Origin of the sequence: Apibacter sp. B3546 (assembly GCF_009827885.1) — a bacterium.
GTDB lineage: Bacteria > Bacteroidota > Bacteroidia > Flavobacteriales > Weeksellaceae > Apibacter.
Genome location: NZ_WINW01000002.1, coordinates 201924 through 226996 on the forward strand (window position 1 = coordinate 201924; position 25073 = coordinate 226996).

Annotated in this window: 23 protein-coding genes; 5 read left to right on the forward strand and 18 right to left on the reverse strand. The window is 31.2% G+C overall.

Annotated features, from left to right (window positions below):
- The 3 genes from rpsF to GFU93_RS01035 all read right to left on the reverse strand — a co-directional run bounded on the left by rpsF (position 1) and on the right by GFU93_RS01035 (position 2286).
- A complete protein-coding gene (gene rpsF / locus GFU93_RS01025; RefSeq protein WP_105297735.1) occupies positions 1-342 on the reverse strand; it encodes a 30S ribosomal protein S6 in 342 nt (113 codons plus the stop codon).
- Between the two features lie 165 nt (positions 343-507).
- Complete coding sequence (gene aroB / locus GFU93_RS01030; RefSeq protein WP_160566314.1) at positions 508-1557, reverse strand: 3-dehydroquinate synthase; 1050 nt, start codon at positions 1555-1557, stop codon at positions 508-510.
- A gap of 24 nt (positions 1558-1581) precedes the next feature.
- On the reverse strand, positions 1582-2286 hold the full coding sequence (locus GFU93_RS01035; protein WP_105297737.1) for a zinc metallopeptidase: 705 nt from the start codon (positions 2284-2286) through the stop codon (positions 1582-1584).
- Positions 2287-2412: 126 nt separating this feature from the next.
- On the opposite strand from GFU93_RS01035, the gene GFU93_RS01040 reads away from it, so the two are divergent.
- Positions 2413-3537, forward strand: coding sequence for a GNAT family N-acetyltransferase (locus tag GFU93_RS01040; RefSeq protein WP_160566317.1), 1125 nt, complete (start codon positions 2413-2415; stop codon positions 3535-3537).
- A gap of 238 nt (positions 3538-3775) precedes the next feature.
- Here GFU93_RS01040 and GFU93_RS01045 read toward each other — a convergent pair whose 3' ends face one another.
- From GFU93_RS01045 to GFU93_RS01085, 9 genes are all read right to left on the reverse strand, one after another.
- Complete coding sequence (locus tag GFU93_RS01045) at positions 3776-4552, reverse strand: succinate dehydrogenase/fumarate reductase iron-sulfur subunit (protein WP_105297739.1); 777 nt, start codon at positions 4550-4552, stop codon at positions 3776-3778.
- A gap of 21 nt (positions 4553-4573) precedes the next feature.
- Positions 4574-6589, reverse strand: a complete 2016-nt coding sequence (locus GFU93_RS01050; RefSeq protein WP_160543225.1) for a fumarate reductase/succinate dehydrogenase flavoprotein subunit — start codon at positions 6587-6589, stop codon at positions 4574-4576.
- Between the two features lie 22 nt (positions 6590-6611).
- Complete coding sequence (locus GFU93_RS01055) at positions 6612-7298, reverse strand: succinate dehydrogenase cytochrome b subunit (RefSeq protein ID WP_160543224.1); 687 nt, start codon at positions 7296-7298, stop codon at positions 6612-6614.
- A 195-nt stretch (positions 7299-7493) separates the two neighbouring features.
- Positions 7494-8336, reverse strand: a complete 843-nt coding sequence (locus tag GFU93_RS01060; RefSeq protein ID WP_160543223.1) for an energy transducer TonB — start codon at positions 8334-8336, stop codon at positions 7494-7496.
- Positions 8337-8351: 15 nt separating this feature from the next.
- Entirely contained in the window at positions 8352-8888 is a 537-nt protein-coding gene (locus tag GFU93_RS01065) for a biopolymer transporter ExbD (protein WP_160566320.1), read from the reverse strand.
- 36 nt (positions 8889-8924) lie between these two features.
- Positions 8925-9536: a biopolymer transporter ExbD gene (locus tag GFU93_RS01070; RefSeq protein ID WP_105297743.1), complete on the reverse strand. Its 612-nt coding sequence runs from the start codon at positions 9534-9536 to the stop codon at positions 8925-8927.
- Between the two features lie 81 nt (positions 9537-9617).
- Positions 9618-10433 (reverse strand): MotA/TolQ/ExbB proton channel family protein, encoded by an 816-nt coding sequence (locus tag GFU93_RS01075; RefSeq protein WP_160543221.1) that lies wholly within the window; start codon positions 10431-10433, stop codon positions 9618-9620.
- A 210-nt stretch (positions 10434-10643) separates the two neighbouring features.
- Positions 10644-11105 (reverse strand): pantetheine-phosphate adenylyltransferase, encoded by a 462-nt coding sequence (coaD, locus tag GFU93_RS01080; protein WP_105297745.1) that lies wholly within the window; start codon positions 11103-11105, stop codon positions 10644-10646.
- Positions 11106-11107: 2 nt separating this feature from the next.
- A complete protein-coding gene (locus GFU93_RS01085) occupies positions 11108-12088 on the reverse strand; it encodes a D-alanine--D-alanine ligase (RefSeq protein WP_160567188.1) in 981 nt (326 codons plus the stop codon).
- Positions 12089-12225: 137 nt separating this feature from the next.
- Between GFU93_RS01085 and GFU93_RS01090 the strand changes: the two genes are divergently transcribed.
- The 4 genes from GFU93_RS01090 (at position 12226) to hemN (ending at position 16940) form a co-directional block, all read left to right on the forward strand.
- Complete coding sequence (locus GFU93_RS01090) at positions 12226-13230, forward strand: PASTA domain-containing protein (RefSeq protein WP_160566323.1); 1005 nt, start codon at positions 12226-12228, stop codon at positions 13228-13230.
- Positions 13231-13252: 22 nt separating this feature from the next.
- Entirely contained in the window at positions 13253-14305 is a 1053-nt protein-coding gene (locus GFU93_RS01095; RefSeq protein ID WP_160566326.1) for an RluA family pseudouridine synthase, read from the forward strand.
- Between the two features lie 214 nt (positions 14306-14519).
- Positions 14520-15338 (forward strand): 3-deoxy-8-phosphooctulonate synthase, encoded by an 819-nt coding sequence (gene kdsA / locus GFU93_RS01100; RefSeq protein WP_160566329.1) that lies wholly within the window; start codon positions 14520-14522, stop codon positions 15336-15338.
- Positions 15339-15575: 237 nt separating this feature from the next.
- The gene (hemN, locus tag GFU93_RS01105; RefSeq protein WP_160566332.1) at positions 15576-16940 is read left to right on the forward strand and encodes an oxygen-independent coproporphyrinogen III oxidase; all 1365 of its coding nucleotides are present in this window, start codon (positions 15576-15578) and stop codon (positions 16938-16940) included.
- Between the two features lie 486 nt (positions 16941-17426).
- On the opposite strand, the gene GFU93_RS01110 is transcribed toward hemN, so the two are convergent.
- The 6 genes from GFU93_RS01110 to GFU93_RS01135 all read right to left on the reverse strand — a co-directional run bounded on the left by GFU93_RS01110 (position 17427) and on the right by GFU93_RS01135 (position 24952).
- The gene (locus GFU93_RS01110; protein ID WP_105297751.1) at positions 17427-17564 is read right to left on the reverse strand and encodes a multidrug transporter; all 138 of its coding nucleotides are present in this window, start codon (positions 17562-17564) and stop codon (positions 17427-17429) included.
- Between the two features lie 341 nt (positions 17565-17905).
- Positions 17906-18799: a hypothetical protein gene (locus GFU93_RS01115; protein ID WP_160566335.1), complete on the reverse strand. Its 894-nt coding sequence runs from the start codon at positions 18797-18799 to the stop codon at positions 17906-17908.
- A 123-nt stretch (positions 18800-18922) separates the two neighbouring features.
- Entirely contained in the window at positions 18923-21541 is a 2619-nt protein-coding gene (locus GFU93_RS01120) for a valine--tRNA ligase (protein WP_160566338.1), read from the reverse strand.
- A 193-nt stretch (positions 21542-21734) separates the two neighbouring features.
- Positions 21735-22985 carry an ABC transporter permease gene (locus GFU93_RS01125; protein ID WP_160543213.1) on the reverse strand — a complete coding sequence of 417 codons (1251 nt, stop codon included), beginning with the start codon at positions 22983-22985 and terminating at the stop codon, positions 21735-21737.
- 31 nt (positions 22986-23016) lie between these two features.
- Positions 23017-24246 (reverse strand): ABC transporter permease, encoded by a 1230-nt coding sequence (locus GFU93_RS01130; protein ID WP_160566341.1) that lies wholly within the window; start codon positions 24244-24246, stop codon positions 23017-23019.
- Positions 24247-24256: 10 nt separating this feature from the next.
- Positions 24257-24952 (reverse strand): ABC transporter ATP-binding protein, encoded by a 696-nt coding sequence (locus tag GFU93_RS01135; protein WP_160566344.1) that lies wholly within the window; start codon positions 24950-24952, stop codon positions 24257-24259.
- Between the last annotated feature and the right edge of the window lie 121 nt (positions 24953-25073).

The window sequence follows — 25073 nt, forward strand, 5'->3', positions numbered from 1 at the left end:
TTATTTTTTTAATGATTTAACTTTTTCTTCTCTTTTTCTAGCCCATTCTACCCCGTGCTTGTCTAATTTCACAGTTAAGAATCTTAATACTCTTTCATCTCTCTTGAATGCTAATTCTAATGTATTAACAATTTCTCCGGGAGCTTGAAACTCAATCAGATTGTAAAATCCATTTCTTTTAAGTTGAATTGGATATGCTAATTTTTTTAATCCCCAGTTTTCCTGGTTTACAATAGTTGCATTGTTTTCTTTGAGTAAAGCCTCAAATGATTTAACTGCTTCCTCTACCTGAGAATCAGACAGAACGGGAGTTAAAATGAAAACAGTTTCGTAATGATTCATAGATCAAAATTTTTTAATTATTTTTTTCGAAGTGCAAATATATAGATTTTTATTGGTTTTGCAAAATGAAATCTACATATATGGATTGAAAAAAGTGATACCTATTAGAGTTAGCTAATTTCATTATATTTTCTCAATTGGTTAATTAAACCATATTCAACCTTCTTACTCTATATATAAATAAATTGCCTCTTTAATAAGTTCTTTTTCCACAGAAATATCATAAACTGCTTGTCCTATTTTTTCCAACAAAACAAATTTAATTTCCCGATTCACATTTTTTTTATCGTTTTGCATGAATGAAAAAATATCATCAAAATAGTCTTTCTTCAAATTTAATTTAGGATACAAGGAGGAAATATATAGCTTAATCTCTTCGTATTCGGGATAAGAAAGAAAGCCTTTTTTCATGGAAATATAACTTTCTACAATCATTCCCATGGCTACCCCTTCTCCATGCAAAATAGGGGTGTTATTTTCTAAAAAGAAACTTTCTACTGCATGACCTACGGTATGACCAAAATTTAATATTTTCCTTAATCCTGATTCGGTAAAATCATTTGAAACTACTTTCTTTTTTATTTCAATACTAGTTTTTATCAATGGTTCTAAATAATCCGGATTACGATCATCTAAGCGAATTATTTCTTCCCAGTATTTTTTATCTGCAATTAGTCCGTGCTTAATAATTTCTGCAAAACCGCTTAAAATTTGCTCGGTAGGAAGTGTAGTAAGGAAACCAACATCTACATGGACTAATTGAGGTAAAACAAAGTTACCAATTTGATTTTTATGACTGCCTAAATCAACGCCCGTTTTTCCTCCAATGGAAGCATCCACCATTGCTAAAAGTGTGGTTGGAATATTTATGAAAGGAATTCCTCTCTTGTAACAGTTTGCTACAAATCCTCCCATATCCGTAAGTACTCCCCCTCCAACATTTATCAGCAAGGCTTTTCTATCTATTTTGAGTTCTGTTAAAGCCTCCCATAAATTTATACATATATATAAATTTTTATTATGTTCTCCTGAATCAATTTCCAAAATTTCAATTTCAGCAGAACTTTCAATTTCAGTAATAATTTTTGGGTAGCATAGCTCATGCGTATTTTCATCCACCAAAAAAACTATTTTGGAAGGTTGATAGCTTTGAATATACTTATTGATTTCTTTGATTCCTTCGACTCCGTAATATATAGGATTTATAAAATTCATAACTCGTTATGATTGGCTTATTAGTTAGTCATTTCTTCGATTATTTCCTAAAAATATCATGACGAAATAAATTAATTGAGCTAAAGACCCGGCAGCTGATACTAAATAAGTTCTTGCTGCCCATTTCAAAGCATCTTTACATTCATCATATTCACCGGGTTGAACGACATGATTATTTTCTAACCATTTTAATGCTCTGTTACTGGCATCATATTCTACCGGTAAGGTGATAAATGCAAAAAGGGTAGTTATGGCAAATAAACCTATTCCAACTCCTAATACAATCGTATTTCCTGAAAACACCATAATTGCTAACCCTGCTAATAACACCCATTGTAGAAATTTAGAACTAATACTAACTATGGGAACTAATTGGGAACGTAATTGTAACATGGAATATCCAACGGCATGCTGTACGGCATGTCCGCATTCATGAGCAGCAACCGCTGCTGCGGCTGTAGACCGCTGGTTATAAACACCTTCAGATAAATTAACGGTTTTATTTACCGGATTGTAATGATCTGTTAACATTCCGGGAGTTGATGTAACTTTAACATCGGTTATTCCATTATCTCGTAACATCTTTTCTGCAATTTCTTTTCCGCTCAACCCATTAGATAACCTTGTTTTGGAGTATTTTTCAAATTTTGATTTTAATTGTCCTTGGACAATCGTACTTACTATGAAAATAATTGCTGTTATTAATAAATAAATGGGATCGTTTACCATAATTGTTTAAATTCTTTATAGACTTATTATTCTTGTAAATTTTAAAATTAATTTATACTAAGTATATTTGCTAAAATTATAACTTTTTAGTTGTAAAACCAAAAAGACTTGTAAATCTAACAGTACATGAACAAAATTAGTATTAACGAGGTTGTCACGAAATCAGATTTAAAAAATTTTGTAACATTTCCAACTAAACTCTATAAGAATAACCCTTATTATGTACCGGCGCTAATTTCTGAAGAAATGGCAATTTTCGACGAAACTAAAAATCCTGTTTTTGAATTTTCAACATGTAAAAAATTTCTTGCCTACAGGGATAATGAAATCGTTGGAAGAATTGCTTTGATTATCAATAAAAATGAGGAAAAATTTTCCGGTATAAAGAAACTACGATTCGGTTGGTTTGATGTTATAGATGATCTTGAAGTTACCAAAAGACTTTTAGATAAAGCTTATGAAATGGCTGAGGAAAAGGGTATTCAACGAGTTGAAGGACCTGTTGGTTTTACTAACCTTGATAAGGCGGGATTTTTAAGTAAAGGATATGATAAATTAGCAACTATGATTGGTATTTATAATTTTCCTTATTATCATGATCATTTTAAAAAATTAGGTTTTACTGAAGCTAATGAATGGGTTGAATTTTACATTGAAGTAGTTAAAGAATTACCGGATAAAGTCATTCGGTTCTCCGACTTATTAAAGCAAAAATATAAACTAAAATCTTTACAGTTTAAAACGAAAGATGAATTAATTGAGCGAGCGGATGAAATTTTTAAATTGTTAGAAGATACCTACAAGGTTTTACCTACTTATGTTCCCTTTTCAGATAAGCAAATACAATATTATAAGGAAAAATACATTCCATTTATAAATAAGGATTATGTAATCTGTATTGCAGATGAAAGTAATAATTTAGTGGGTTTTGCCATAACCATGCCTTCCTATTCCGTAGCATTACAAAAAGCGAAAGGGAAATTATTTCCATTCGGATGGTATCATTTACTTAGAGCTTCCAAAAATAATGAATGGGCTAATTTTTATTTGATAGGAATCCATCCCGATTATCAAAAGAAAGGAATTACTGCTATCGTATTGAAAGAATTCTTTGATTTATTTAACAATAAAGGTGTTAAATATTTGGAAACTAATCCTGAATTAGCAGATAATAAAAGTATTCAATTATTATGGAAGGATTATAATCCTATTAATCATAAAAGAAGAAAAACATATTATAAAGAAATATAATATTTTGAATTCATTTGAAATTTTACCAAAGGTAATTCTGAATTATAATAATTATGAAAGATTATTAACGTTTACGGATCAATTAAGCTCGTAATATATCTTTATCTTTTTTGGGATAAATAGTTTTCGGATTATATACTGATACAAAATATTAATATAGTAGATGAGATTATAAAATAAAAAAACAGTTCGAAACGTACGCTTCGAACTGTAAATTATACTTAAAAATATTTGACAATTATTCTGCCTTAATATCATTTACAATACTGGCATGTAGAAATTCTCTGTTCATTCTGGCTATATTTTCAAGAGAAATTCCTTTAGGACACTCAACCTCACAAGCTCCTGTATTGGTACAGTTACCAAATCCTTCTTCATCCATTTTTCTAACCATATTTAATACCCTGCGGGTAGCTTCTATTTTACCTTGAGGTAATAATGCATATTGAGAAACTTTAGCAGAAACAAACAACATGGCTGATCCATTTTTACAAGTAGCCACACAAGCTCCACAACCAATGCAAGCGGCTGCAGCAAATGCTTTATCTGCTTTTTCTTTTTCAATTGGTATCGCATTAGCATCAATTGTATTTCCTGAAGTATTCACAGAAACAAATCCTCCGGCATGTTGAATTCTGTCAAATGCAGTTCTATCAACAATTAAATCTTTAATTACAGGAAAAGCTGCTGATCTCCAAGGTTCAATAACAATAGTGTCACCATCATTAAACATTCTCATGTGTAATTGACAAGTGGTTATTCCTCGATCCGGACCATGAGCCCTTCCATTTATATATAGTGAACACATTCCGCATATTCCTTCACGACAATCATGATCGAATGCAACGGGTTCTTTATCTTGTTCTACTAATTGCTCATTTAGCATATCTAACATTTCTAAAAATGAACTTTCAGTAGATACTCCTTCTAATTTATATTCTTCAAATTTTCCTTTTTGTCCCCTACCTGCTTGTTTCCAAACTTTTAGTGTTAGGTTTAATAATTTTCCTGCCATTTTTTTATTTTTATTTACAGGTTATTTATAATTTCTTGCTGCTATTTTAATGTATTTGTAATTTAGATCTTCCTTATGCAGAATTTCTTTATTTAAATCTTCACCATTATACTCCCAAACGGCTACATAAGAATATTCTTCATCATTACGCAGCGTTTCACCGTCTTCTGTTTGGTATTCAATTCGGAAATGTCCTCCGCATGATTCATTTCTATTTAATGCATCCATGGCCATCAATTGACCTAATTCTAGGAAATCTGCCACTCTACCCGCTTTTTCAAGTTCCATATTAATCGTATTATCGGAACCCGGTACTTTAACATCTCTCCAAAATTCTTTTCTGATTTCTTCTATTTCAGAGATTGCTTCTTTTAATCCTTTTTCATCTCGAGCCATACCTACTTTGTTCCACATGACACGACCTAATTTTTTATGGAAATAATCAACGGTTTTAGTTCCTTTATTGGTTAGAAAATGTTGAATTCTATCTTTGACTTGTTTTTCAGCTTCTACGAATTCCGGTAAGTCTGTTGATATCGGTCCGGTACGTATATCATCAGCTAAATAGTCAGCAATAGTATACGGCAAAACAAAATACCCATCGGCTAACCCTTGCATTAAGGCTGACGCTCCTAAGCGGTTAGCTCCATGATCAGAGAAATTAGCTTCACCCGTTACAAAACAACCCGGAATGGTACTCATTAGGTTATAATCAACCCAAATTCCTCCCATAGTATAGTGCACTGCAGGATATATTTTCATTGGAGTTTCATATGGATTATCACCTGTAATTTTTTCATACATGGTAAATAAGTTTCCATATTTTTCTTCAACTACTTTTTTTCCTAATTTAATAATTTCTTCTTGTGATGGATTGTGAATATCCAGCTCATTTGCTTTTTCTTTACCGTATTTTACAAAAGATGAAGAAAAATCCAAATAAACTCCTTCTCCGGTAGCATTATTTTCGATTCCGTATCCTGCATCACATCGTTCTTTTGCTGCACGTGAAGCCACATCTCTTGGAACTAAATTTCCAAATGCCGGATATCTTCTTTCCAAATAGTAATCCCTGTCTTCTTCAGCTATTTCAGTCGGTTTCAATTTTCCTGCACGTATAGCTTGTGAATCTTCAATTTTTTTAGGTACCCAAATTCTTCCGTCATTTCTTAAAGATTCTGACATTAAGGTTAATTTGGATTGTTGATCTCCATGAACCGGAATACATGTCGGGTGAATTTGTGTAAAACAAGGATTACCAAAGGCTGCCCCTTTTTTATGTATTTTCCAAACTGCTGTTCCATTGGATCCCATGGCGTTGGTTGATAAGAAAAATACATTTCCGTATCCTCCTGAACCAATAACAACCGCATGAGCAGAGTGTCTTTGTATTTCTCCGGTAACCAGATCTCTGGCTATAATTCCTCTAGCTTTTCCATCAACCACTACCAGATCAAGCATTTCATGTCTATTAAACATTTGTAAACGCCCTTTACCTATTTGTCTGTTCATTGCGGAATAAGCACCTAGTAATAGTTGCTGTCCGGTTTGTCCTGCTGCATAAAAGGTTCTTTGTACCTGTGTACCCCCGAATGATCGGTTATCTAATAGTCCTCCATATTCTCGTGCAAAAGGTACTCCTTGTGCCACACACTGGTCTATGATTGAATTGGAAACTTCAGCTAATCTGTATACGTTTGCTTCTCTCGCTCTATAATCTCCTCCTTTAATTGTATCATAAAATAATCTGTAAACGCTGTCGCCATCATTTTGATAATTTTTAGCTGCATTGATCCCTCCTTGAGCTGCAATGGAGTGCGCACGTCGCGGGGAATCTTGATAACAGAAAGCTTTTACATTATACCCCATCTCTGCTAACGATGCTGCTGCTGCACCTCCCGCTAATCCCGTACCTATTACAATTATATCTATTTTTCCTCGGTTATTGGGCGCAACCAAACGCATATGATCTTTATGATTTTTCCATTTTTCATGGATATCTCCTTCCGGTATTTTTGATTCTAATTTTATACCCATAATAGTATTTTCTTAAAATAATTTAAATTAAACCATTGCCTTTGAAGTAAAAATAAATTGCAATTGCGGCAAATCCAACTGCGATAAATATAAAATATGCTTTTCCCAGTATTTTAATAACAGGAGTATAAATTTTATGATTAAATCCAACTGACTGGAAAGAAGATGCAAATCCGTGACTTAAATGCAATCCTAAAAATATAAAAGCCAAGACGTATATTAAGGTATATACTGGACTTTTAAATAATTCTGTCACTAATAAATAATCATCTCCTACCGTACCGAATTTAATGGGAACAAAATAATTATAAAGGTGTAATAATAAAAATATTAAAATTAACAACCCTGTATAAATCATAGTTCTTGAATTAAAAGGAGTGTTTGCTGAAAACTGATTTACGGCATAACGTTCTTTTCCTCTTGCTTTTTGATTTCTGGAGGTTAATATAATACCTAAGAAGATGTGATAGATAAAGCCAAAAGCCAGTACATATTGCATGATCTGGATTAAGGGATTAGTTGCCATAAAATGTGACGCCTGATTAAAAATCACTTCTTCTTTAGGCAATAATTTTCCTTCATTATCTGTATTACCTGCAAATAGAGTTAAATTTATTCCTAAATGCACCAGTAAAAAAATCATGAGAAAAAAGCCTGTTAAAGCCATCATAAACTTTCTTCCTATGGAGGAAGAGTAAAATCTTGTCATAATACTTTAATGTTTAATTTTGGAATACAAATTTAAAAAACGTCTAACCCTGTGTGTTATGACTTATATCACCTTTCGTTCTTTTAGAATGCATCTAAATAACTTATTTCATCCGTATATAATTGTATATAAAAACAAAAAAACTATCTCTTTCTAAAAGAGATAGTTTTACTATTATTGTAAATAATTATAAAATTATTGTGGCAATCTGAATGCTACGGGTACTCTAAAATAAGATCTTACCGGTTGATTATTTACTTTGGCCGGAGTCCACATTTTACTGGTTTTCTTAATAGCTGCAATAGCTACTTCATCTAACCCGTCACCCAATTTTTTACCGGCAACCTGAACATCGGTTACGCTACCGTCTTTTTCTACCACGAAACGTACGGTTATTTTCCCTTCAGTTCCATTATCTATTGCTCGATCTGTATATTCCATATAACGAGCAATAAATTTACTTACTTCTTTCAATCCTCCTCCTTTAAATTCGGCTTCTTGATCTACTTGAGTAAATACTTTGTTAGGATCTGCTGGAGGGATTGGCGGTGGTGGTGCCGGAGGTACATCATTTTTAGGTCCATGAGATATGGCTGCATCTGTTGTATTTTTTCCCTCTTTATCTTCTAATCCAATTGCCTTGTCTTTGGTATCTTGAACTTTAGGAACGGTTTCTTCTTTAACCACAACCTTTTTAGGTTCAGGGATAACCATTTTTACTTGGGCCACTTCATCTTGCTGTACGGGTGGTGGCGGTGGCGGTTCATCTTTAGGTTCAAAGATTTCTTCTTTTTCCTCTTCAGGAGTTTGTATATCCGTTAATTCAATATTTACCGCCTTTTGTACTTCTCCGCTGTTAGCTTGCCATCTGTTATAAAAATATAATAACAAAACGAATGCAATAAAGATAGCCGTTCCTATAATAAATGCTCTTGTCAGATATTTTCTTTCTGTATTTCTTATCCAATAGGCTCCATAGTCTTTATTTTTATGTTCAAAAACTATGTCGTCTAAGGACTTCATATTATTTTCTGCCATTCTTTTAATTTTTCGTTAGTTATTAACTTTTTCTTTATATACTGCTTTTTCTTTTGAAGAAAGCTCTTTAATTCCGTATCGATCAGAATTAGTAATTTCCATTTCATCTAATATATTCACCAAGTTCTTATAACTTGAATCATCGGTAGGTTTTATAATCACAGTGAATTTATTTTGATCTGCTTGTTTCTGAGCTCGTAATATTTCCTTACGTATTCCTTCTTTTGAATAGTCGGATTCCATCAGAGTGGAAGCATTTAAATCCTGTTGTTCCTGTTGATGCCAATATATTTTATCGTCTTTTCCTAAAATTATAGTTAACGAATTCTTTGTTTTAATTTCAGGAATATTAGAAGGGGGGATTTCAACCTTGGGTGGCATGTTTAAATGCATGATATTCGGTTTACTGAACGTGGTTGTAAACATGAAAAATGTAATTAAAAGGAAACCTAAATCACACATCGGTGCCATATCCACATTAAGGTTCATTTTTTTAGCCCTTACCTTTCCATCCCCTTTTCCACTATTACTTGTATCTACGCCTGCTGACATATTTTTCTTTTTCGTTAATGGGTTAATTTAATTACATTATTCCGGTTTACTTTCGGCTGACGTAATTAATTGAAATTTATTCATATTCTTCTCCTGTAATCTAGATAAAAGATTTTTAAATACAGGATATTGCGTATTAACATCACCTTTGATCCCTAAGTCTAATGAATCGCCATTTTTCTTAGCTATTTCTCTAGCTTCAAAAACCCAATCGGTAATTTCAGGTTTTGCACTGTCTGCCGGTATTCCCTGAACTTTTACAGATTCTCTTTGTCCTTCCGGAATATTTAAATATTGCTTAAGACCGGTTATTGATACCCCGAAATCCGTTAATTTTTTAAATTCGCTTTTTTCTCTATCCGTAAAATTGATGCCATACTTCTTTCCCATTGCATCGAGCAATTGAACTTTGTATTTTTCCTCATCCATTGAGAAATAGTATTTTCCATCTGAAGTTATAGATATCTTCATCATTCCATGATCTCTGACTTTAATTTGAGATATAGATGAAGGCGGATCAATGGTTACCGTTTCTTTAGGCTTAAATTGTGTTGTCAAGATAAAGAACGTTAACAGCAACCACGCCAAATCACTCATTGGCGTCATATCTATGTGTATCCCGTGTCTTTTTGGTTTAACTCTTGCCATATTATTTTTTAAGTTTTTAAAATAATTTTTAATCTTATCTTTTTAATTTTCTTTACTCTTTAAAGAAAATTAGAAACTTAATTAATGGTGAGCAGAAAAAGACTGTTGAATACTTAAACCTATTTCATCAATTTTGAAAGTTAAAGTATCTATTCTTGATGTAAAATAGTTATAAGCAATTATAGCAAGTGCTGAAGTACCAATACCTAATGCAGTATTTACTAAGGCTTCAGATATACCTACTGATAAAGCAGCGGCATCCGGAGACCCACCTCCTTCACCTAATGCAAAGAATGCTTTGATCATACCAATTACGGTTCCCATTAAGGCAACTAATGTACCGATTGATGCTATCGTTGCTAAAATAGTCATATTTTTCTCAAGCATTGGCATTTCCAATGAGGTAGCTTCTTCTAATGTTTTGTTTAATGAAACTAATTTTTGTTCTTTATCTAAAGTTGTATCATTAGCTAATGCTCTATATGAAATTAACCCTTCTTTTACTACATTTCCTATAGAACCTTTTTGTTTATCACATAATGAAATGGCATTATTGATATCGTTTTTATCTAATAATACACGGATATCATTTACAAATTTTGTTAAGCTGTCTGTTCCTTCCGCTTTTCCAATGATAAAAAATCTTTCAATTGAAAATACGATAACCATAAGTAAAAAGGAAATCAAAAAAGGAACAATCACACCCCCTTTATGGATAATACCCATAAACGTTTTAGGGTCGCTATCGGTAGTATCACCTTTAAAATTTGAAGGTGCACCTAGTACAAAGTGATAAATGCATTCTCCTATAGCTATTAAAATAATGATCGTAATAAAAGGATTTAATCCTCCTACTCTAGTCTTTGAATTTGTTTGGGTTAATTGTTGTTTTTCCATCTGATATATAAATTAATTTTTTAACTATTCGTAAAAATATCACGTAAAATAAATACAAAAAAATTAACTAAGCAATAATTTTTATCTAAGTTTTACTAGATATTATTAACATTCCTCCTTCATTAATCGAACTATATTTATTTTAAGAATATTGATTTCACAAAAAATCTTAGCAGCCGTTCTTAGTTATATATTATTTTAATAATAAATTCATATTCTAACTGCTTTTGGCACTAATATTTCATAATCTCCGTTATATCTCATTATTTCTCTTACAATGCTTGAACTTATGAAAGATTTTCCGGATGATGTTAAAAAGAATACGGTTTCTACAGATTTTTTTGCCAATGTTCGATTGGTATGTGCTATTGCTTTTTCAAACTCAAAATCTGCTGGATTTCTAAGACCTCTAATAATATAAGGAGCTTTTCTTTTTGCACAATAATCAATTGTAAGCCCATCAAAAGAGTCAACTTCTACATTAGGAAATATTTTAACTGTCTCACGTATCCATTCCATTCTTTTTTCTAAGGGAAACATATATTGTTTATTGGAATTATTTCCTATGGCAACAATAATTTTATCAAATAATGGGACAGCTCTTTCAATAATATTTGAATGTCCTAAGGTAATTGGATCAAAAGAACCAGGAAATACTGCTACTCTTTCCATGTTTATTTATTTTCAAATCTTTGTAATGCAATTGAAATTTCGTTGTCTAATAATTCCGAAAAATCCAACCCTGCTTGTTTAACTTGTTGTGGAAATATACTGGCCGGTGAGCATCCGGGAGTTGTATTTATTTCTAAGAAATAGGGTGTTCCTTTAACTATTATGAAATCTAATCTTGAAAACCCGGTCATATCTAAAGATCTGTATATGTGGGCCGCAGCCTCTCTTATTCGTTTATCTTCTTCTTCTGAAATAGGAGCGGGAGTTATTTCTTCTGATGCTCCCAAATATTTGGCTTCGTAATCAAAAAATTCATTTTTGGAAATTATTTCGGTTGTATTTACTACAACCACTTCTCCTTGATTTTTAAATACTCCTACTTGAACTTCTCTTCCTTCTAAATAACTTTCTACTAATACGGCTTTATCTTCTTTAAATGCAAAATCTAAGGCTGTTAAGAAATCTTCCTTTTTTTTCACTTTTGATACTCCTAAACTTGATCCCGACTGATTGGGTTTAACAAAACAAGGTAAACCTACTTCTTTAATAATCGAATCAACATCTATATGATCTCCTTGATTTAAATAAACTGAGTTGGCTACCGAAACATTAAATTTTTTAAGTACGGATAAAGTATCTCTTTTGTTAAATGTTAATGCAGAATTATAAAAAGAGCATCCTGAATAGGGAATATTCAGCAATTCCCAATATGCCTGCATCAATCCGTTTTCACCCGGATTTCCATGTATTGTATTTAACAACACATCAAAATGGATTTTTTTTTCATTTAACTGAAAACTAAAATCTCCTTTATTTATAGGATATGATTGATCATTTATAATGACATTCCATCCGTCTTTTAAAATGGTTATTTTAAAGACAGTATATTTTGATTTATTTATTTGAGAATAAAAATAATCACCGCTTTTTAAAGAAACGTTACTTTCTTCAGAATAGCCTCCCATTACAATTCCGACTGTCATCATAAAATTTCAATTATTATAATAGTAATTAATTATTTATTGTTATTTAGAGTTAGAACGTACAAAATTAAACATATTTTTAACTAATAAACCATAATATTTTTATTATTTATATATTTGCTTTGTAAAATGTAAGTATGAAATTCTTAAAACTGTTAGGATCTTGGCAATTTTGGGTCAGCATTATTCTAGCTATAGTAATATTTTTTGGACTTTTACAAGGAACCTTTCTATGGTTGAATGCTTACACAAATCACGGTGTTCAAGTGGAAGTTCCTAATTTAAATAATTTAACTCTGGATCAAGCAGTAGTTAAGCTTGAAGATAATGACTTGGAATATGAGATTGATACTTCTAAGTATGATCCTAAATATAAATCATATCAAATTTTAGATATATATCCTCTAATAGGTTCGCATGTTAAAAAAGGCAGAAGAATATTTATTCGAGCCAATGCCAAAACATGGAAACCTGTAACGGTACCCAATGTTATCGGAAAATACAAATACTTAGCTTTCAGTCAATTAGATTTAGTCGGATTAAAAGTTACCGATACGATTTATGAACCAAGTTTGGCAACAAATACGGTTCTAAAATTATTATATAAAGGTAAAGAAGTACAACCGGGTTTAACGTTACCCCGTTTTTCTCCTTTAACTATTGTATTAGCAAAAAGCCTTGCCAAAAATGTTTCCGTACCTAATTTTATTGGTTTAAATGAAGAAACAGCCAAGAAACTGATTACAGAAAACCTGTTTTCAATTGGTAATATAACCTATGATGATCCTGCCAAAACAGAAAACAATCGTGTTTATTATCAAGTGCCTGCTCCTTCATTTATTTATGATCAAGGTCAACCCATAGATTTATATCTTAGTGATAAACCTTTGAGTAGTTTACGAGAAAAGATCAGAGAATTGGATCAAACATTTAACATTCATAAATATTCCGATTCTTTGAACTCTGTTAATTATTCTCATGATATTAGTAAATCTTCTAACCATCATCAAAATATTCCTTCTTCTAACGAAACTATTAACACTACTAATAATAATTCTAACATTCAAGATAATTCGGCTCAACCTGTTCATCTTCCAAAAGATGATGCTCCGAAAAAACCTAAGAGAGTAATATTGGAATAGTTAGGATAGATTTATAAATATTATGGAAAAGCAAGATATATTAGATACTGATCAGAATAATGATGCGGATGAATTATATGAACATTTTAAAATCACTGTAGACAAAGGTCAAGGTTCCGTACGTATTGATAAATATCTTGTAAATTTAATAGAAAATTCTACAAGAAATAAAATTCAAAAGGCTGCTCTTGCCGGTAATGTTTTAGTTAATAATATACCTGTAAAATCTAACTATAAGGTTAAGCCTAATGATATCGTGTCCATTGTTTTAGCACATCCTCCTCGTGATACGAGTATTTTTCCCCAAAATATTCCTATAGATATTATCTATGAAGATGAAGATTTGTTGGTGGTTAATAAGAAAGCCGGCATGGTGGTTCATCCCGGATTTGGAAATTTTGAAGGCACCCTAGTTAATGCTTTGGCTTACCATTTTAGTACTCTCCCCTATTTTCAAACAGACTTAGACAAGCGTCCCGGACTAGTTCACAGGATTGATAAAGATACTTCGGGATTATTGGTAATTGCTAAAAATGAATTTGCGATGAATCATTTAGCTAAGCAATTTTTTAATAAGACTACTAAAAGGGTATATAATGCATTAGTTTGGGGTAATTTTGAGGAAGATGAAGGAACAATAAACGGTCATATAGGACGCGATTTGAAAGACCGTATGCAAATGGCTGTTTTTCCTGATGGTTCTCATGGTAAACATGCGGTAACCCATTACAAGGTTTTAGAAAGATTCCGTTATGTTACATTGGTTGAATGTCAACTTGAGACCGGAAGAACTCACCAAATTAGGGCCCATATGAAATACTTAGGGCATATTCTTTTTAATGATGAAAGATACGGAGGAAACATTGTTCTTAAAGGAACTACTTTCACAAAATATAAACAATTTGTTGAAAATTGCTTTCAAGTTCTTCCGCGACAAGCTTTGCATGCTCGTACCTTAGGTTTCGTTCATCCTAGAACAAAAAAAGAAATGTTTTTTGAAACTGAATTACCTGAAGATATGAAACAGGTGATAGAAAAATGGAGATCTTATATTCATTTCAATACACCGCAATAAATTTTAGGTAAATTGTTAAATTGGTATTTTTAAATCATTTTCATAAAAATTATAAGTGTTTTTATACAATTTTACATCTTTTAATTAGTATATATTTTATATAAATAATCATTTTTTATTGGAAAGTAATTTCTTTTCAACCTTTTATAAAAGTGATCTATCGGTAATTTCTATGGATCATAAATATATACTAAATTTGTAAAAAAGATTCCTCATGAAAAACAGCTTATATTCAATTCCTAAAATAAAAAATACAACTACTAATAATTTCACTTTAATTGCAGGACCTTGTATTATTGAAGGTGAGCAAATGGCTATGGATATTGCCGGAAAAATTGTTGAAATTACTGATAAATTAGGTATTCCTTATATCTTTAAAGGTTCTTTCAAAAAGGCAAATCGATCAAGAGTTGACAGCTTCACCACGATTGGAGAGCAAAAATCTTTAGAAATATTAAAAAAAGTTGGTGATACGTTTTCAATACCCACCACTACCGATATTCATGAAAACGAACATGCTCAATGGGCTGCAAAATATGTGGATGTATTACAAATTCCTGCTTTTTTGGTTAGACAAACCGATTTGTTAGTTGCGGCTGCAAAAACCGGAAAGTATATTACCTTAAAAAAAGGTCAATTTTTGTCTCCAGAAGCCATGCAATTTGCCGCTCAAAAAATAAAAGATTCAGGAAATTCCAACTATGCAATTATTGATCGAGGAACTTCTTTTGGATATCATGATTTAATTGTAGATTACAGAGGAATACCTACTATGAGGAACTACGCACCTGTAATATTAGATGTTACGCATTCATTACAACAACCCAATCAAACAACCGGTGTAACGGGAGGAAGACCCGATATGATTGAAACTATTGCTAAAGCAGGTATTGCCGTTGGTGCAGATGGAATTTTCATTGAAACTCATCCGAATCCTGAAATTGCCCTTTCCGATGGTGCAAATATGTTAAAACTGGATTTACTGGAAAACTTGTTGCAAAAATTGGTAAAAATACGAAAAGCTATCAGTTAGTATTTGGGTAAAAAATGATTTTAATTTAATACAATATAAATCAATCATTTCATATCTTTTATTGATTATTATTGACTTTGACATTGTTTTTTAATTAATTTTTTATCCTGGGTTTACCATCTTAATAAAATTTAAAATAACTTTATTGGTTTGATTTATAAATACATAATTCAAAGTAATTGAATTATGTAAGTCATATATTTTGTTATCAATAAATTTGCAGTAACGAAACGAAATATGCAAAATAATACTCTTATACAAAAATATAATGTACCCGGTCCCAGATATACCAGTTATCCTACGGTACCCTATTGGGATGAAAAAAATTTTTCTTCTGAAAAATGGATTCAAACGCTACAAAAATCTTTTTTAGAAAGTAATAAAAGAGAAGGCATTAGTTTGTATATTCACCTTCCTTTTTGTGAAAGCTTATGTACTTTTTGTGCGTGCAATAAGCGTATTACTAAACAGCATAATGTTGAGTTAGTATATATAGAAACTCTTTTAAAAGAATGGCAGTTGTATTTAGCTTTACTGCCTGAAAAACCCGTTATAAAAGAATTACATTTAGGAGGTGGAACTCCCTCGTTTTTTTCTCCTGAAAATCTAACGTATTTATTAGAAAATATTTTCTCAAAAGCAGAAATTCATTCGGAAAAAGAATTTAGTTTTGAAGGGCATCCGAATAATACCACCCGTGAACATCTTCAATCCTTATACAATCTAGGATTTAGAAGAGTAAGTTTTGGAGTTCAAGATTACGATCCTAAAGTACAACAAGCGATACATCGTATTCAACCCCTTGAAAACGTTAAAAAAGTAACCGATATTGCTCGTGAAATAGGATATGAAAGTATAAGTCATGATTTAGTCTTTGGTTTGCCTTTTCAAGATTTAAATAAAGTGAAGCATACCATAAAGATGACCGAATTAATGCAACCCGACAGAATTGCATTTTATTCTTATGCTCATGTTCCGTGGATTAAAGGTGTAGGACAAAGGGGTTTCAAAGATGGAGATTTGCCAAGCGGTGAGGAAAAAAGAGAATTGTATGAAAAAGGTAAAGAGTTATTGGAAAATATGGGATATTTTGAAATCGGAATGGATCATTTTTCCTTAAAATCAGATTCTTTGTACCAATCCATGCTAAATAGAAAAATACATAGAAATTTTATGGGATATACCTCCTCTTCCACTCAAGTAATGATCGGATTAGGAGTTTCTTCGATTTCAGATAATTGGTATGCATTTGCTCAAAATGTTAAAACTATAGAAGAATACTACCAAAAAGTTAATAATAAAGAACTTTCAGTGTTTAGAGGGCATATGTTAAGCGAGGAAGATTTGTTTATTAGAAGACACATTCTTAATTTAATGTGTTTGTTGGAAACCCGTTGGGAAGATGGAATTATTCAAAAAAATTATCCTGAAATCATCGAAAGATTACGAGAGTTTGAAGCAGACGGTCTTATTGAATTATCGGAAAATTCTTTAGTTATAAAAGAAAATGGTCGTTCGTTTATTCGTAATATTTGTATGGCTTTTGATCTGAGAATGATGAAAAATGCACCTCAAACCAAATTATTTTCTATGACGGTTTAATCTTGAAATCTTTTGATTTGATTTATTTAATATCTACGTATTTTAAGTAAATATATATAGCATTCAATATTATAGTTAAATTACGTAAAATTTATTTTTAAAGGGCTCATATTTAAGTCCAACATTATACTGTATAGATTAATTATTAAGTATAATTAGTTCCATACTATAAATTAGCAAATAAAATATGCAAAAAATAGCTCACATTAATTAATGTGAGCTTTTACTGTACTATAACTAGATTTGAAAATTATAAGATTATAGTATCGGAATACTACTAATTTTTATTTTATCTATTACTTTTGCCATAATTATTTATGCAAACTAACTATTAATGAAATTTTGCAATAATCAGATAGCTTCAATATATAAAGGTTTGATTTTTCCACGTTACTAAGGAAAAATGAATAAATTTTCATTTAATAAATGCAACTTTTGCATAATTTATTAATTAGATGACAAAAAAGATAAAGGCAAAATTAACTATTATTTTTTCTTAGTTCTGGGTCTAACCCGATCAGTCTCCCTTACTGTAGTCTTAGGATTTTCTTCAGCATATTTTTTAGTGGTGTAGTGTCCAGTTTCGGCATCTCTGTACCTTACTATTTTTTTTTCTTTAGCCATAGTATTAATTTTTGTGATTTATAAGCAAAGATAAAATAATTTTTAAAAATAAAGTATATATTTTCATTTTTTTATCTTCTATTACTTTGAAAATAAAGATATTTATTTTCACTAAATATAGTATTAGATTTAATTTTTAATATAAAATGAAAAAACTGATTATAAGGATAAATACAGATAGAAACATCTATTTTTTTATGAAGGTATAACTTTGAGAATTATTAATTTGAGCATTAGTAACCTCCTATTTAATTTAAAAGATATAAAATTATAGACTATAAAATGATATTAAATAAAACCATCTTAAGTTAAAAATTTAAATCAAAAAAATATTATTTAAACTAAAGTTCATCTTTATTGAGAATATAGAGCGTGGGTTTAACGTGGAAGAGCGAATAATTCATTTCTTCAGCGGTTATATATATTTTGGAATCTGTTACGGCAATACCTTCTGTTTGACCGATAGCAGCAGTTAAACCGATCAAGGTTTGTTTGGATTTACCTTTAAAAAAATTATGATCTTCAAAATCATAAAATTTCCATACATAGGCTGCTTCTTTGGTATATCCTATCAAATATAATGTATCATGGTGTATGTCTGCTCCGGTTATTAAACATTCCGTATTAAAAGTTTCTATCTTTTTTGCAATTTTAGATTTTGATACAGAAGTTAAATCTAATTCGTAATGTGCGGTATAAAAATCACCCCATCGTTTAGTAAATAAATGAAGCTTATTTTTATAATAGATAAATGCTTCGCAATCAAAGTTTGTCTTAAAGTTTCCTTTGTTTTCATAATCTATTTGATCTTCGAACGTAAATTGAAACTGATCTACTATAGTTATTTCTTTTAAATTTGTTGCATTGGTAGGCAAAACTACTTGATATACGGTTAAATTTTTGCGAATGCCTAAATTATTTCCAAAATCACCAATAAAAAGTGTATCTCCTTTACGTGCCAATTCTTCCCAATCAACATTTTTAACTCCTTTGATTTTTATTGTTTCTACTATTTTTCCATCCTGAGTGCTTAATTTATATATTTCGGCTTCTCCTCCGCTGTCGTTACAGGTATATAGGAAATCATTATAAAACTCAAGTGCAGAAGTTTCATTGATTTGAGACGACAATATATATTTTTCGGGATATTCGGATAAGTCTAATATATTTTTCTCTACCTGACTATATAAAACTATTGAAACAAAACAAAAAATAAGTCTAGGTAGTTTCATCATACGTTCTCAGATTTAATGGATAGGATTATTCCTACTTACTTATTAATTCAAATAAATCATTTTTAAATGTTTCAATAGTTTTATTTCTTTCTATAAACTAAAATTTGATAAAAATAGCTAGTCTTATAACTTTTTTAAGCTGTCTTTTAAAATAGTTAATTTTTCCAGTGTATCGGATTGCTTCTTTCTTTCCATTTCGACTACTTTTTGAGGAGCTCCATTCACAAATTTTTCATTAGACAGTTTTGCATTTACGCTTTTTAAAAATCCTTCTAAATAAGCTATATCTTCCAATATTTTTGCTTTTTCTGCTTCTGTATCGATTGTTTGTGTAAAAGGTATGGCAAATTCCAATTTACCAACTAAAAAAGTATATGAAGGCTCATTTTCATTCAGTTGATCCTTTATTTGTGAGATATTAGCTAATTTTTTTATGGTAGCAATATTTTCCAATTTATCGGATGATTTAACTATAAGAGTTAAGGATTCTTTAGGTGAAAGGCCTTTTTCAGAACGGAAATTTCTAATACTTGAAATAATTTCTTTGGTTACTTCAAAATCGGATATAATGGACTCATTATATGCGTTTTCAGAGACTGTTGAAGTAATAATAAGGCTTTCTTGTATTTCTCTTTTTTTAATTGTTTGCCAAATCTCTTCAGAGATAAATGGCATGAATGGATGAAGCAATTTTAACAGGTCTTCTAAAATCGCTATTGTTTCTATATAAGTTTTTTCATCAATATCTTCACCAAACGGGGGTTTAACAGCTTCTAGATACCAAGAGCAATAGTCATCCCAAATGAGTTTATAAATATTCATTAAAGCATCGGAAATTCGATATTTTTCAAAATCTCCATTTATTAAAGTAACTGTTTTAGCTATTTTATTTTTTAGCCAAGATATAGCTTCTTTACTTTCAATGGTTTGAGGTTTTGACGAATCTACATTCCAAGATTGTACTAAACGGAAAGAATTCCAAATTTTATTTGAAAAGTTTCTTCCTTGTAAACATAAATCTTCATCAAACATAAGATCATTTCCGGCAGATGAACTTAATAATACCCCTACTCGTACACCATCTGCTCCGTATTCTTCAATCAATTTTAAAGGATCCGGAGAATTTCCGAGCTGCTTAGACATTTTCCTTCTTAATTTATCTCGTACAATTCCGGTGAAATAAACGTTAGAAAATGGTTTTTCATTTCTGAAAGCATATCCTGCCATTACCATTCTGGCTACCCAGAAAAATATAATATCCGGTCCGGTAACTAAATCTTGGGTAGGATAATAATAATTAATTTCTTTATTGTCCGGTTCATTGATTCCATTGAAAACTGAAATAGGCCATAACCAGGAAGAAAACCAGGTATCTAATACGTCTTCTTCTTGTCGTAAGGTTTCGGGTGTGATGGATGAGTTTTTTTCTTGAGCTAACTTTAGAGCCTCTTCTTTTGTTTCTGCAATTACAAAATCATTTTCGCCTTCTCCATAATAATAAGCAGGTATTCTATGTCCCCACCAAAGCTGACGTGAGATATTCCAATCATGAATGTCTTCCAACCAATTTTTGTAAGTAGTAACGAACTTATCCGGATACAGTTTAAGCTCTTCATTTAATACTACATCAAGAGCCGGTTTAGCAAAATCCTTCATTTTCATAAACCACTGTACCGATATTTTAGGCTCAATAACTGCTCCGGTTCGTTCAGAAGTTCCCACTTTATTTACATAATTTTCTTCTTTTTCAAGAAGATTTTTTTCTTTAAGCTCTTTTGTTATTTCCTTACGAACTATGAATCTGTCTTTTCCTTTATAATGCAATCCATTATCATTTAGAGTTGCATTATCATTAAAAATATCAATGGTAGCTAATTGGTGCTTCTTACCCAAATTATAATCATTCACATCATGAGCAGGCGTTATTTTTAAAACTCCCGTTCCAAACTCCATATCTACATATTCATCCTCAATGACCGGTATTTCTCGGTTACAGATCGGTACTATAATTTTCTTTCCTTTTAAAAATTGATAACGCTCATCACTAGGATTTATACAAAGAGCGGTGTCACCGAATATAGTTTCCGGCCTTGTAGTAGCTACGATTACATAATGGTCTTCATGAGCTACTTTATATCTCAAAAAATATAGTTTTCCGTTATGTTCTTTATAAATTACTTCTTCATCGGATATATTGGTTTTCGCTTCCGGATCCCAATTAATCATCTTGTTCCCTTTATAAATATATCCTCTATTATAAAGATCCACGAAACATTTAATTACTGAATTATATAGATCACCGTCAAGGGTAAATTTTGTACGATCCCAATCACAAGAACAACCTAATTTTTTTAATTGTTCTAATATGATTCCACCATGTGTGTGAGTCCATTCCCATGCATGTTCTAAAAACTTTTCTCTTCCTATGTCAAATTTACTAATTCCCTGTTCTTTTAGCTTGTTAACTACTTTGGCCTCAGTGGCTATGGAAGCATGATCTGTTCCGGGAACCCAGCAAGCATTATATCCCAACATTCGGGCACGTCTTATTAATACATCCTGAATTGTATTATTAAGCATATGACCCATGTGTAATACACCGGTTACATTAGGGGGAGGAATTACAATAGTATACGGTTTTTTCTCATTCGGTTCTGAATGAAAAAAGTGGTTATCCATCCAAAATTTATACCATTTATCTTCAACATTTTTAGGAGAATATTTTGCTGTAATTTCTGACATGAATTCTTATTTTTTGAGAATGACTACAAAGGTAGTATTTTATTAAAATTTTTTAAAAAAATTATATCACTAGATATAAAAATAGGATTTTCATAATTTGAAAATCCTATCGCATTTGCTTTTGTGTCTTATCACTTATCTGATTTTTTAGATAAAGTCATAATTTCCAAAATTAAACTAATTTAAATGACTATTATTCTGTTCGTAAAGCCTCAATCGGTTTTATTTGTACTGCTCTTTGAGCGGGTATAAGTCCAATAAACAAACCTAAACTTACCATTAAAAACAAGGCTGCTAATACGTTCCAAATATTTACAGTTGGATTATAGAACGGAAATTTAGGATTGGCATCGCCCATAAATGAACTCATTCCTATTAAAAGTAATACTCCTAATATGAAACCGAGTAGACCGGAAAATACAGTTAAAAACACACTTTCCATAAGTATTTGTGATCTTATCTCACCCGGTTTGGCACCTAATGCTCTTCGAATACCTATTTCCAGGGTTCTTTCTTTCACCGTTATTAATAAAATATTGGAAATAGCAACTACTCCAGCAAGAATGGTTAATCCTCCCACAAACCAAGTAAGGATTTGCAATCCTTTTAAGAAATTGGTTAATTTTCTAAAGTTCTCAGCAAAATTCCAAGCACCGAAAGCCTTTTCATCTGTGGGGGCTACATCGTATTTTTTTCTTAAAGCTGTTTTGATCTTTTCTTCGACCACATTAACATTGTATTGTGGTTTAATGGAAATTACCATCCAATTTACTTTATCTCCTTGATTGTAGATTTTCTGATAGGTATTAAAAGGAATATATACCACATCTTCCGGTAAAAATCCTGAATTTGGATTTCTGTAAACTCCAACTACTTGAAAATAAATTCCGTTAATTTTGATATATTCACCTATAGCATTTTCTTTATTATTGAATAATTGTTCATAAACCTCTTTACCGATTATCGCAACCTTTTTTTTCTGAACATCATCTTCTTCATTTAGTAATCTTCCTGTAATCAATTGTTTCTTTTGAACTTTGGATACCGAAGCAAAATCACCAAATACGGTGAAATTTTTACTTTTATTTTTTCTGTTTATAACACTTTGTTCTGAGGAAGCAGCATTCCTAGGTACTACAAAATCAATTTCAGGAACTTGTTTTTTCAAATATTCTACATCATCCAAATGTATAGCTAACTCCCTTCCTCTCGGGTATCCTTTATAGGGTTCACCTGTAGATCCACCCCAAAGAAATATACTATTGGTTGCATATCCGTCAAATATTTTATAAAAACCATTTTCAGCGCCTTTAGCAGCTCCTAAAAGAAATACATACAAAAACATTCCCCATGCCACACCGATCATTGTTAAAATGGTGCGCAACTTATTTTTGCTGAGAGTATGGTAAATTTCAACCCATGTTTCTCTATCTAAAATTTGCATTTGTATAAGATATTAAATTTCAATAAATAGTTTAATCTGAACTTAAGGCTTCTATAGGTTTTATTTTTGCAGCTTTTCTTGCCGGAATAAATCCTGCTACCGTACCAAAAGTTATTAAGGATACCGTTGCAAAAATTAATAATTCTTTACTTACCGAAGGATCTACTATAAGATAGGTGGAAAGATTATTACCTATAAAATAAAGAGCCAGACTACCTAAAATAACCCCTGAAATACCGGAAATAACTGTAATGAAAATAGATTCTTGCAAGATAAGCCAAACTATACTGAATGGTTTTGCTCCTAAGGCTTTTCTAATTCCTATTTCTTTTGTTCTTTCTTTTACAATATAAACCATAATATTACTAATACCGATAATTCCGGCCATTATGGTACCAAATCCTATAAACATAACCAAAGAAGAAATCACCGTGAAAAACGAGTAGGTATCTTCCATATTTTGGGCTCTGTTTCGAATAACCAAACCGGTTTTATCTGTGGGTGAAATTTTAAGTTTGGAGCGTAAAGTTCTCTCAATCTCATCCCCTAATTTAACAGCTACGCTAGGTTTCATGTCCGATAGATAAGCAACATCTATCTGGCTTACATGATCTGTACTTTTTTTGAGACTTTGTAAAGTGGATATAGGGATGTAAATTATTCTTTCATCATTATCCCCTCCTTCATCGTAGAATATACCAACAACTTTATAATTGATTCCGCCTATATTTATATATTTACCTAAGGCTTTTTCATTTTTAAAAAGATCTTTTTCTACCAATCGACCTATAACGGCAAATTTAGTTTTGTTTATAATGTCTGATTGATTTAAAAAACGTCCTGATGTAATAATGGCTTTTTCTATATATTGCTTATCCGGGTAAGTTGCCTGAACTGTATAGATTCCTGAAGATGTTCTGTAAGTAACATTTTCAGGCTGTGTGATGGTAGCTGTTTTATACTCTAAATTTTCATCAAATTCTTTCTTTACAAGTTCAAGATCTTCATTTTTAAGAGTAACATCCCTGTTTTGTTGTAAACCTAAATATGCTTCGGTTGCTTTTCCCGGAATAATATTAATTGTACTGGAAGAATCCAATATGAAGGCTTGTGAAAAGCCATTTTTTAAACCATTTCCAAAACCGAAAAGTATAATGAAGATAAATAATCCTAATGATATTGTAAAACCTGAAAGAAAAGTTCTTAATTTATTTTGCTTGATGGAATAAAATATTTCCTGCCAGCGATCTATATTAAACATAGTTAATAAATTATACTAAAACTTCTTGATTAATAAATTCATCCCTTTCAATTATACCATCTTTTAAATGAACTACCCTTTTGCATTGTTTCGCCACATCGGGTTCATGTGTAACTATTAAAATAGTTTTTCCTTCGTTATTAATTTTTTGTAAAAATTTTATTACGTCATAAGTGGTTTGACTGTCAAGTGCTCCTGTAGGTTCATCGGCTAAAATAACTTTAGGATGTGTTACCAATGCGCGAGCAATTGCCACCCTTTGTTTTTGTCCACCCGACAACTCATTAGGCATATGATCTGCTCTATCATCCAATCCTACCCTTTTTAAATATTCCATGGCCCTGGAATTTCTTTGAGAACGTTTTACTTTTTGATAATATAAAGGAAGTGCGACATTTTCAATAGCATTTTTAAAGCTTATCAAGTTAAAGGACTGGAAAACAAAGCCTAAAAATTTATTTCTATAATCTGCTGCTTTTGATTCGCTTAAATCTTTTTCAATTTTAACCCCATCTAATAGATATTCTCCTTCGTCAGCGTAATCCAATATTCCAAGAATATTTAATAAGGTAGATTTACCTGATCCGGAAGATCCCATAATAGCAACCATTTCTCCTTCTCCTATTTCCAGATTAATTCCTTTTAATACATGTAATTTATTATGACCTATGTCATAATACTTATGTATGTTTTTCAATGAAATCATGTCGTTTGCAATTGTAGTTACTAATTTGTATAATTTAACTACTAAATGTTACAGATTACCGCAAAATCGAAACAGTTTATTTAATATATGTTTAACATTCTATATAAACTAAAAATGATCG

Excerpts from the sequence above, each read along its gene's own strand:
- GFU93_RS01060 (WP_160543223.1), bottom strand. The coding sequence starts at position 8,336 with ATGGCAGAAAATAATATGAAGTCCTTAGACGACATAGTTTTTGAACAT.
- GFU93_RS01065 (WP_160566320.1), bottom strand. The coding sequence starts at position 8,888 with ATGTCAGCAGGCGTAGATACAAGTAATAGTGGAAAAGGGGATGGAAAG.
- GFU93_RS01035 (WP_105297737.1), bottom strand. The coding sequence starts at position 2,286 with ATGGTAAACGATCCCATTTATTTATTAATAACAGCAATTATTTTCATA.
- GFU93_RS01070 (WP_105297743.1), bottom strand. The coding sequence starts at position 9,536 with ATGGCAAGAGTTAAACCAAAAAGACACGGGATACACATAGATATGACG.
- GFU93_RS01045 (WP_105297739.1), bottom strand. The coding sequence starts at position 4,552 with ATGGCAGGAAAATTATTAAACCTAACACTAAAAGTTTGGAAACAAGCA.
- GFU93_RS01115 (WP_160566335.1), bottom strand. The coding sequence starts at position 18,799 with ATGATGAAACTACCTAGACTTATTTTTTGTTTTGTTTCAATAGTTTTA.
- GFU93_RS01125 (WP_160543213.1), bottom strand. The coding sequence starts at position 22,985 with ATGCAAATTTTAGATAGAGAAACATGGGTTGAAATTTACCATACTCTC.
- GFU93_RS01040 (WP_160566317.1), top strand. The coding sequence starts at position 2,413 with ATGAACAAAATTAGTATTAACGAGGTTGTCACGAAATCAGATTTAAAA.
- GFU93_RS01110 (WP_105297751.1), bottom strand. The coding sequence starts at position 17,564 with ATGGCTAAAGAAAAAAAAATAGTAAGGTACAGAGATGCCGAAACTGGA.
- GFU93_RS01075 (WP_160543221.1), bottom strand. The coding sequence starts at position 10,433 with ATGGAAAAACAACAATTAACCCAAACAAATTCAAAGACTAGAGTAGGA.
- GFU93_RS01120 (WP_160566338.1), bottom strand. The coding sequence starts at position 21,541 with ATGTCAGAAATTACAGCAAAATATTCTCCTAAAAATGTTGAAGATAAA.
- rpsF (WP_105297735.1), bottom strand. The coding sequence starts at position 342 with ATGAATCATTACGAAACTGTTTTCATTTTAACTCCCGTTCTGTCTGAT.
- GFU93_RS01135 (WP_160566344.1), bottom strand. The coding sequence starts at position 24,952 with ATGATTTCATTGAAAAACATACATAAGTATTATGACATAGGTCATAAT.
- aroB (WP_160566314.1), bottom strand. The coding sequence starts at position 1,557 with ATGAATTTTATAAATCCTATATATTACGGAGTCGAAGGAATCAAAGAA.
- coaD (WP_105297745.1), bottom strand. The coding sequence starts at position 11,105 with ATGGAAAGAGTAGCAGTATTTCCTGGTTCTTTTGATCCAATTACCTTA.
- GFU93_RS01130 (WP_160566341.1), bottom strand. The coding sequence starts at position 24,246 with ATGTTTAATATAGATCGCTGGCAGGAAATATTTTATTCCATCAAGCAA.
- GFU93_RS01050 (WP_160543225.1), bottom strand. The coding sequence starts at position 6,589 with ATGGGTATAAAATTAGAATCAAAAATACCGGAAGGAGATATCCATGAA.
- GFU93_RS01090 (WP_160566323.1), top strand. The coding sequence starts at position 12,226 with ATGAAATTCTTAAAACTGTTAGGATCTTGGCAATTTTGGGTCAGCATT.
- GFU93_RS01085 (WP_160567188.1), bottom strand. The coding sequence starts at position 12,088 with ATGACAGTCGGAATTGTAATGGGAGGCTATTCTGAAGAAAGTAACGTT.
- hemN (WP_160566332.1), top strand. The coding sequence starts at position 15,576 with ATGCAAAATAATACTCTTATACAAAAATATAATGTACCCGGTCCCAGA.
- kdsA (WP_160566329.1), top strand. The coding sequence starts at position 14,520 with ATGAAAAACAGCTTATATTCAATTCCTAAAATAAAAAATACAACTACT.
- GFU93_RS01095 (WP_160566326.1), top strand. The coding sequence starts at position 13,253 with ATGGAAAAGCAAGATATATTAGATACTGATCAGAATAATGATGCGGAT.
- GFU93_RS01055 (WP_160543224.1), bottom strand. The coding sequence starts at position 7,298 with ATGACAAGATTTTACTCTTCCTCCATAGGAAGAAAGTTTATGATGGCT.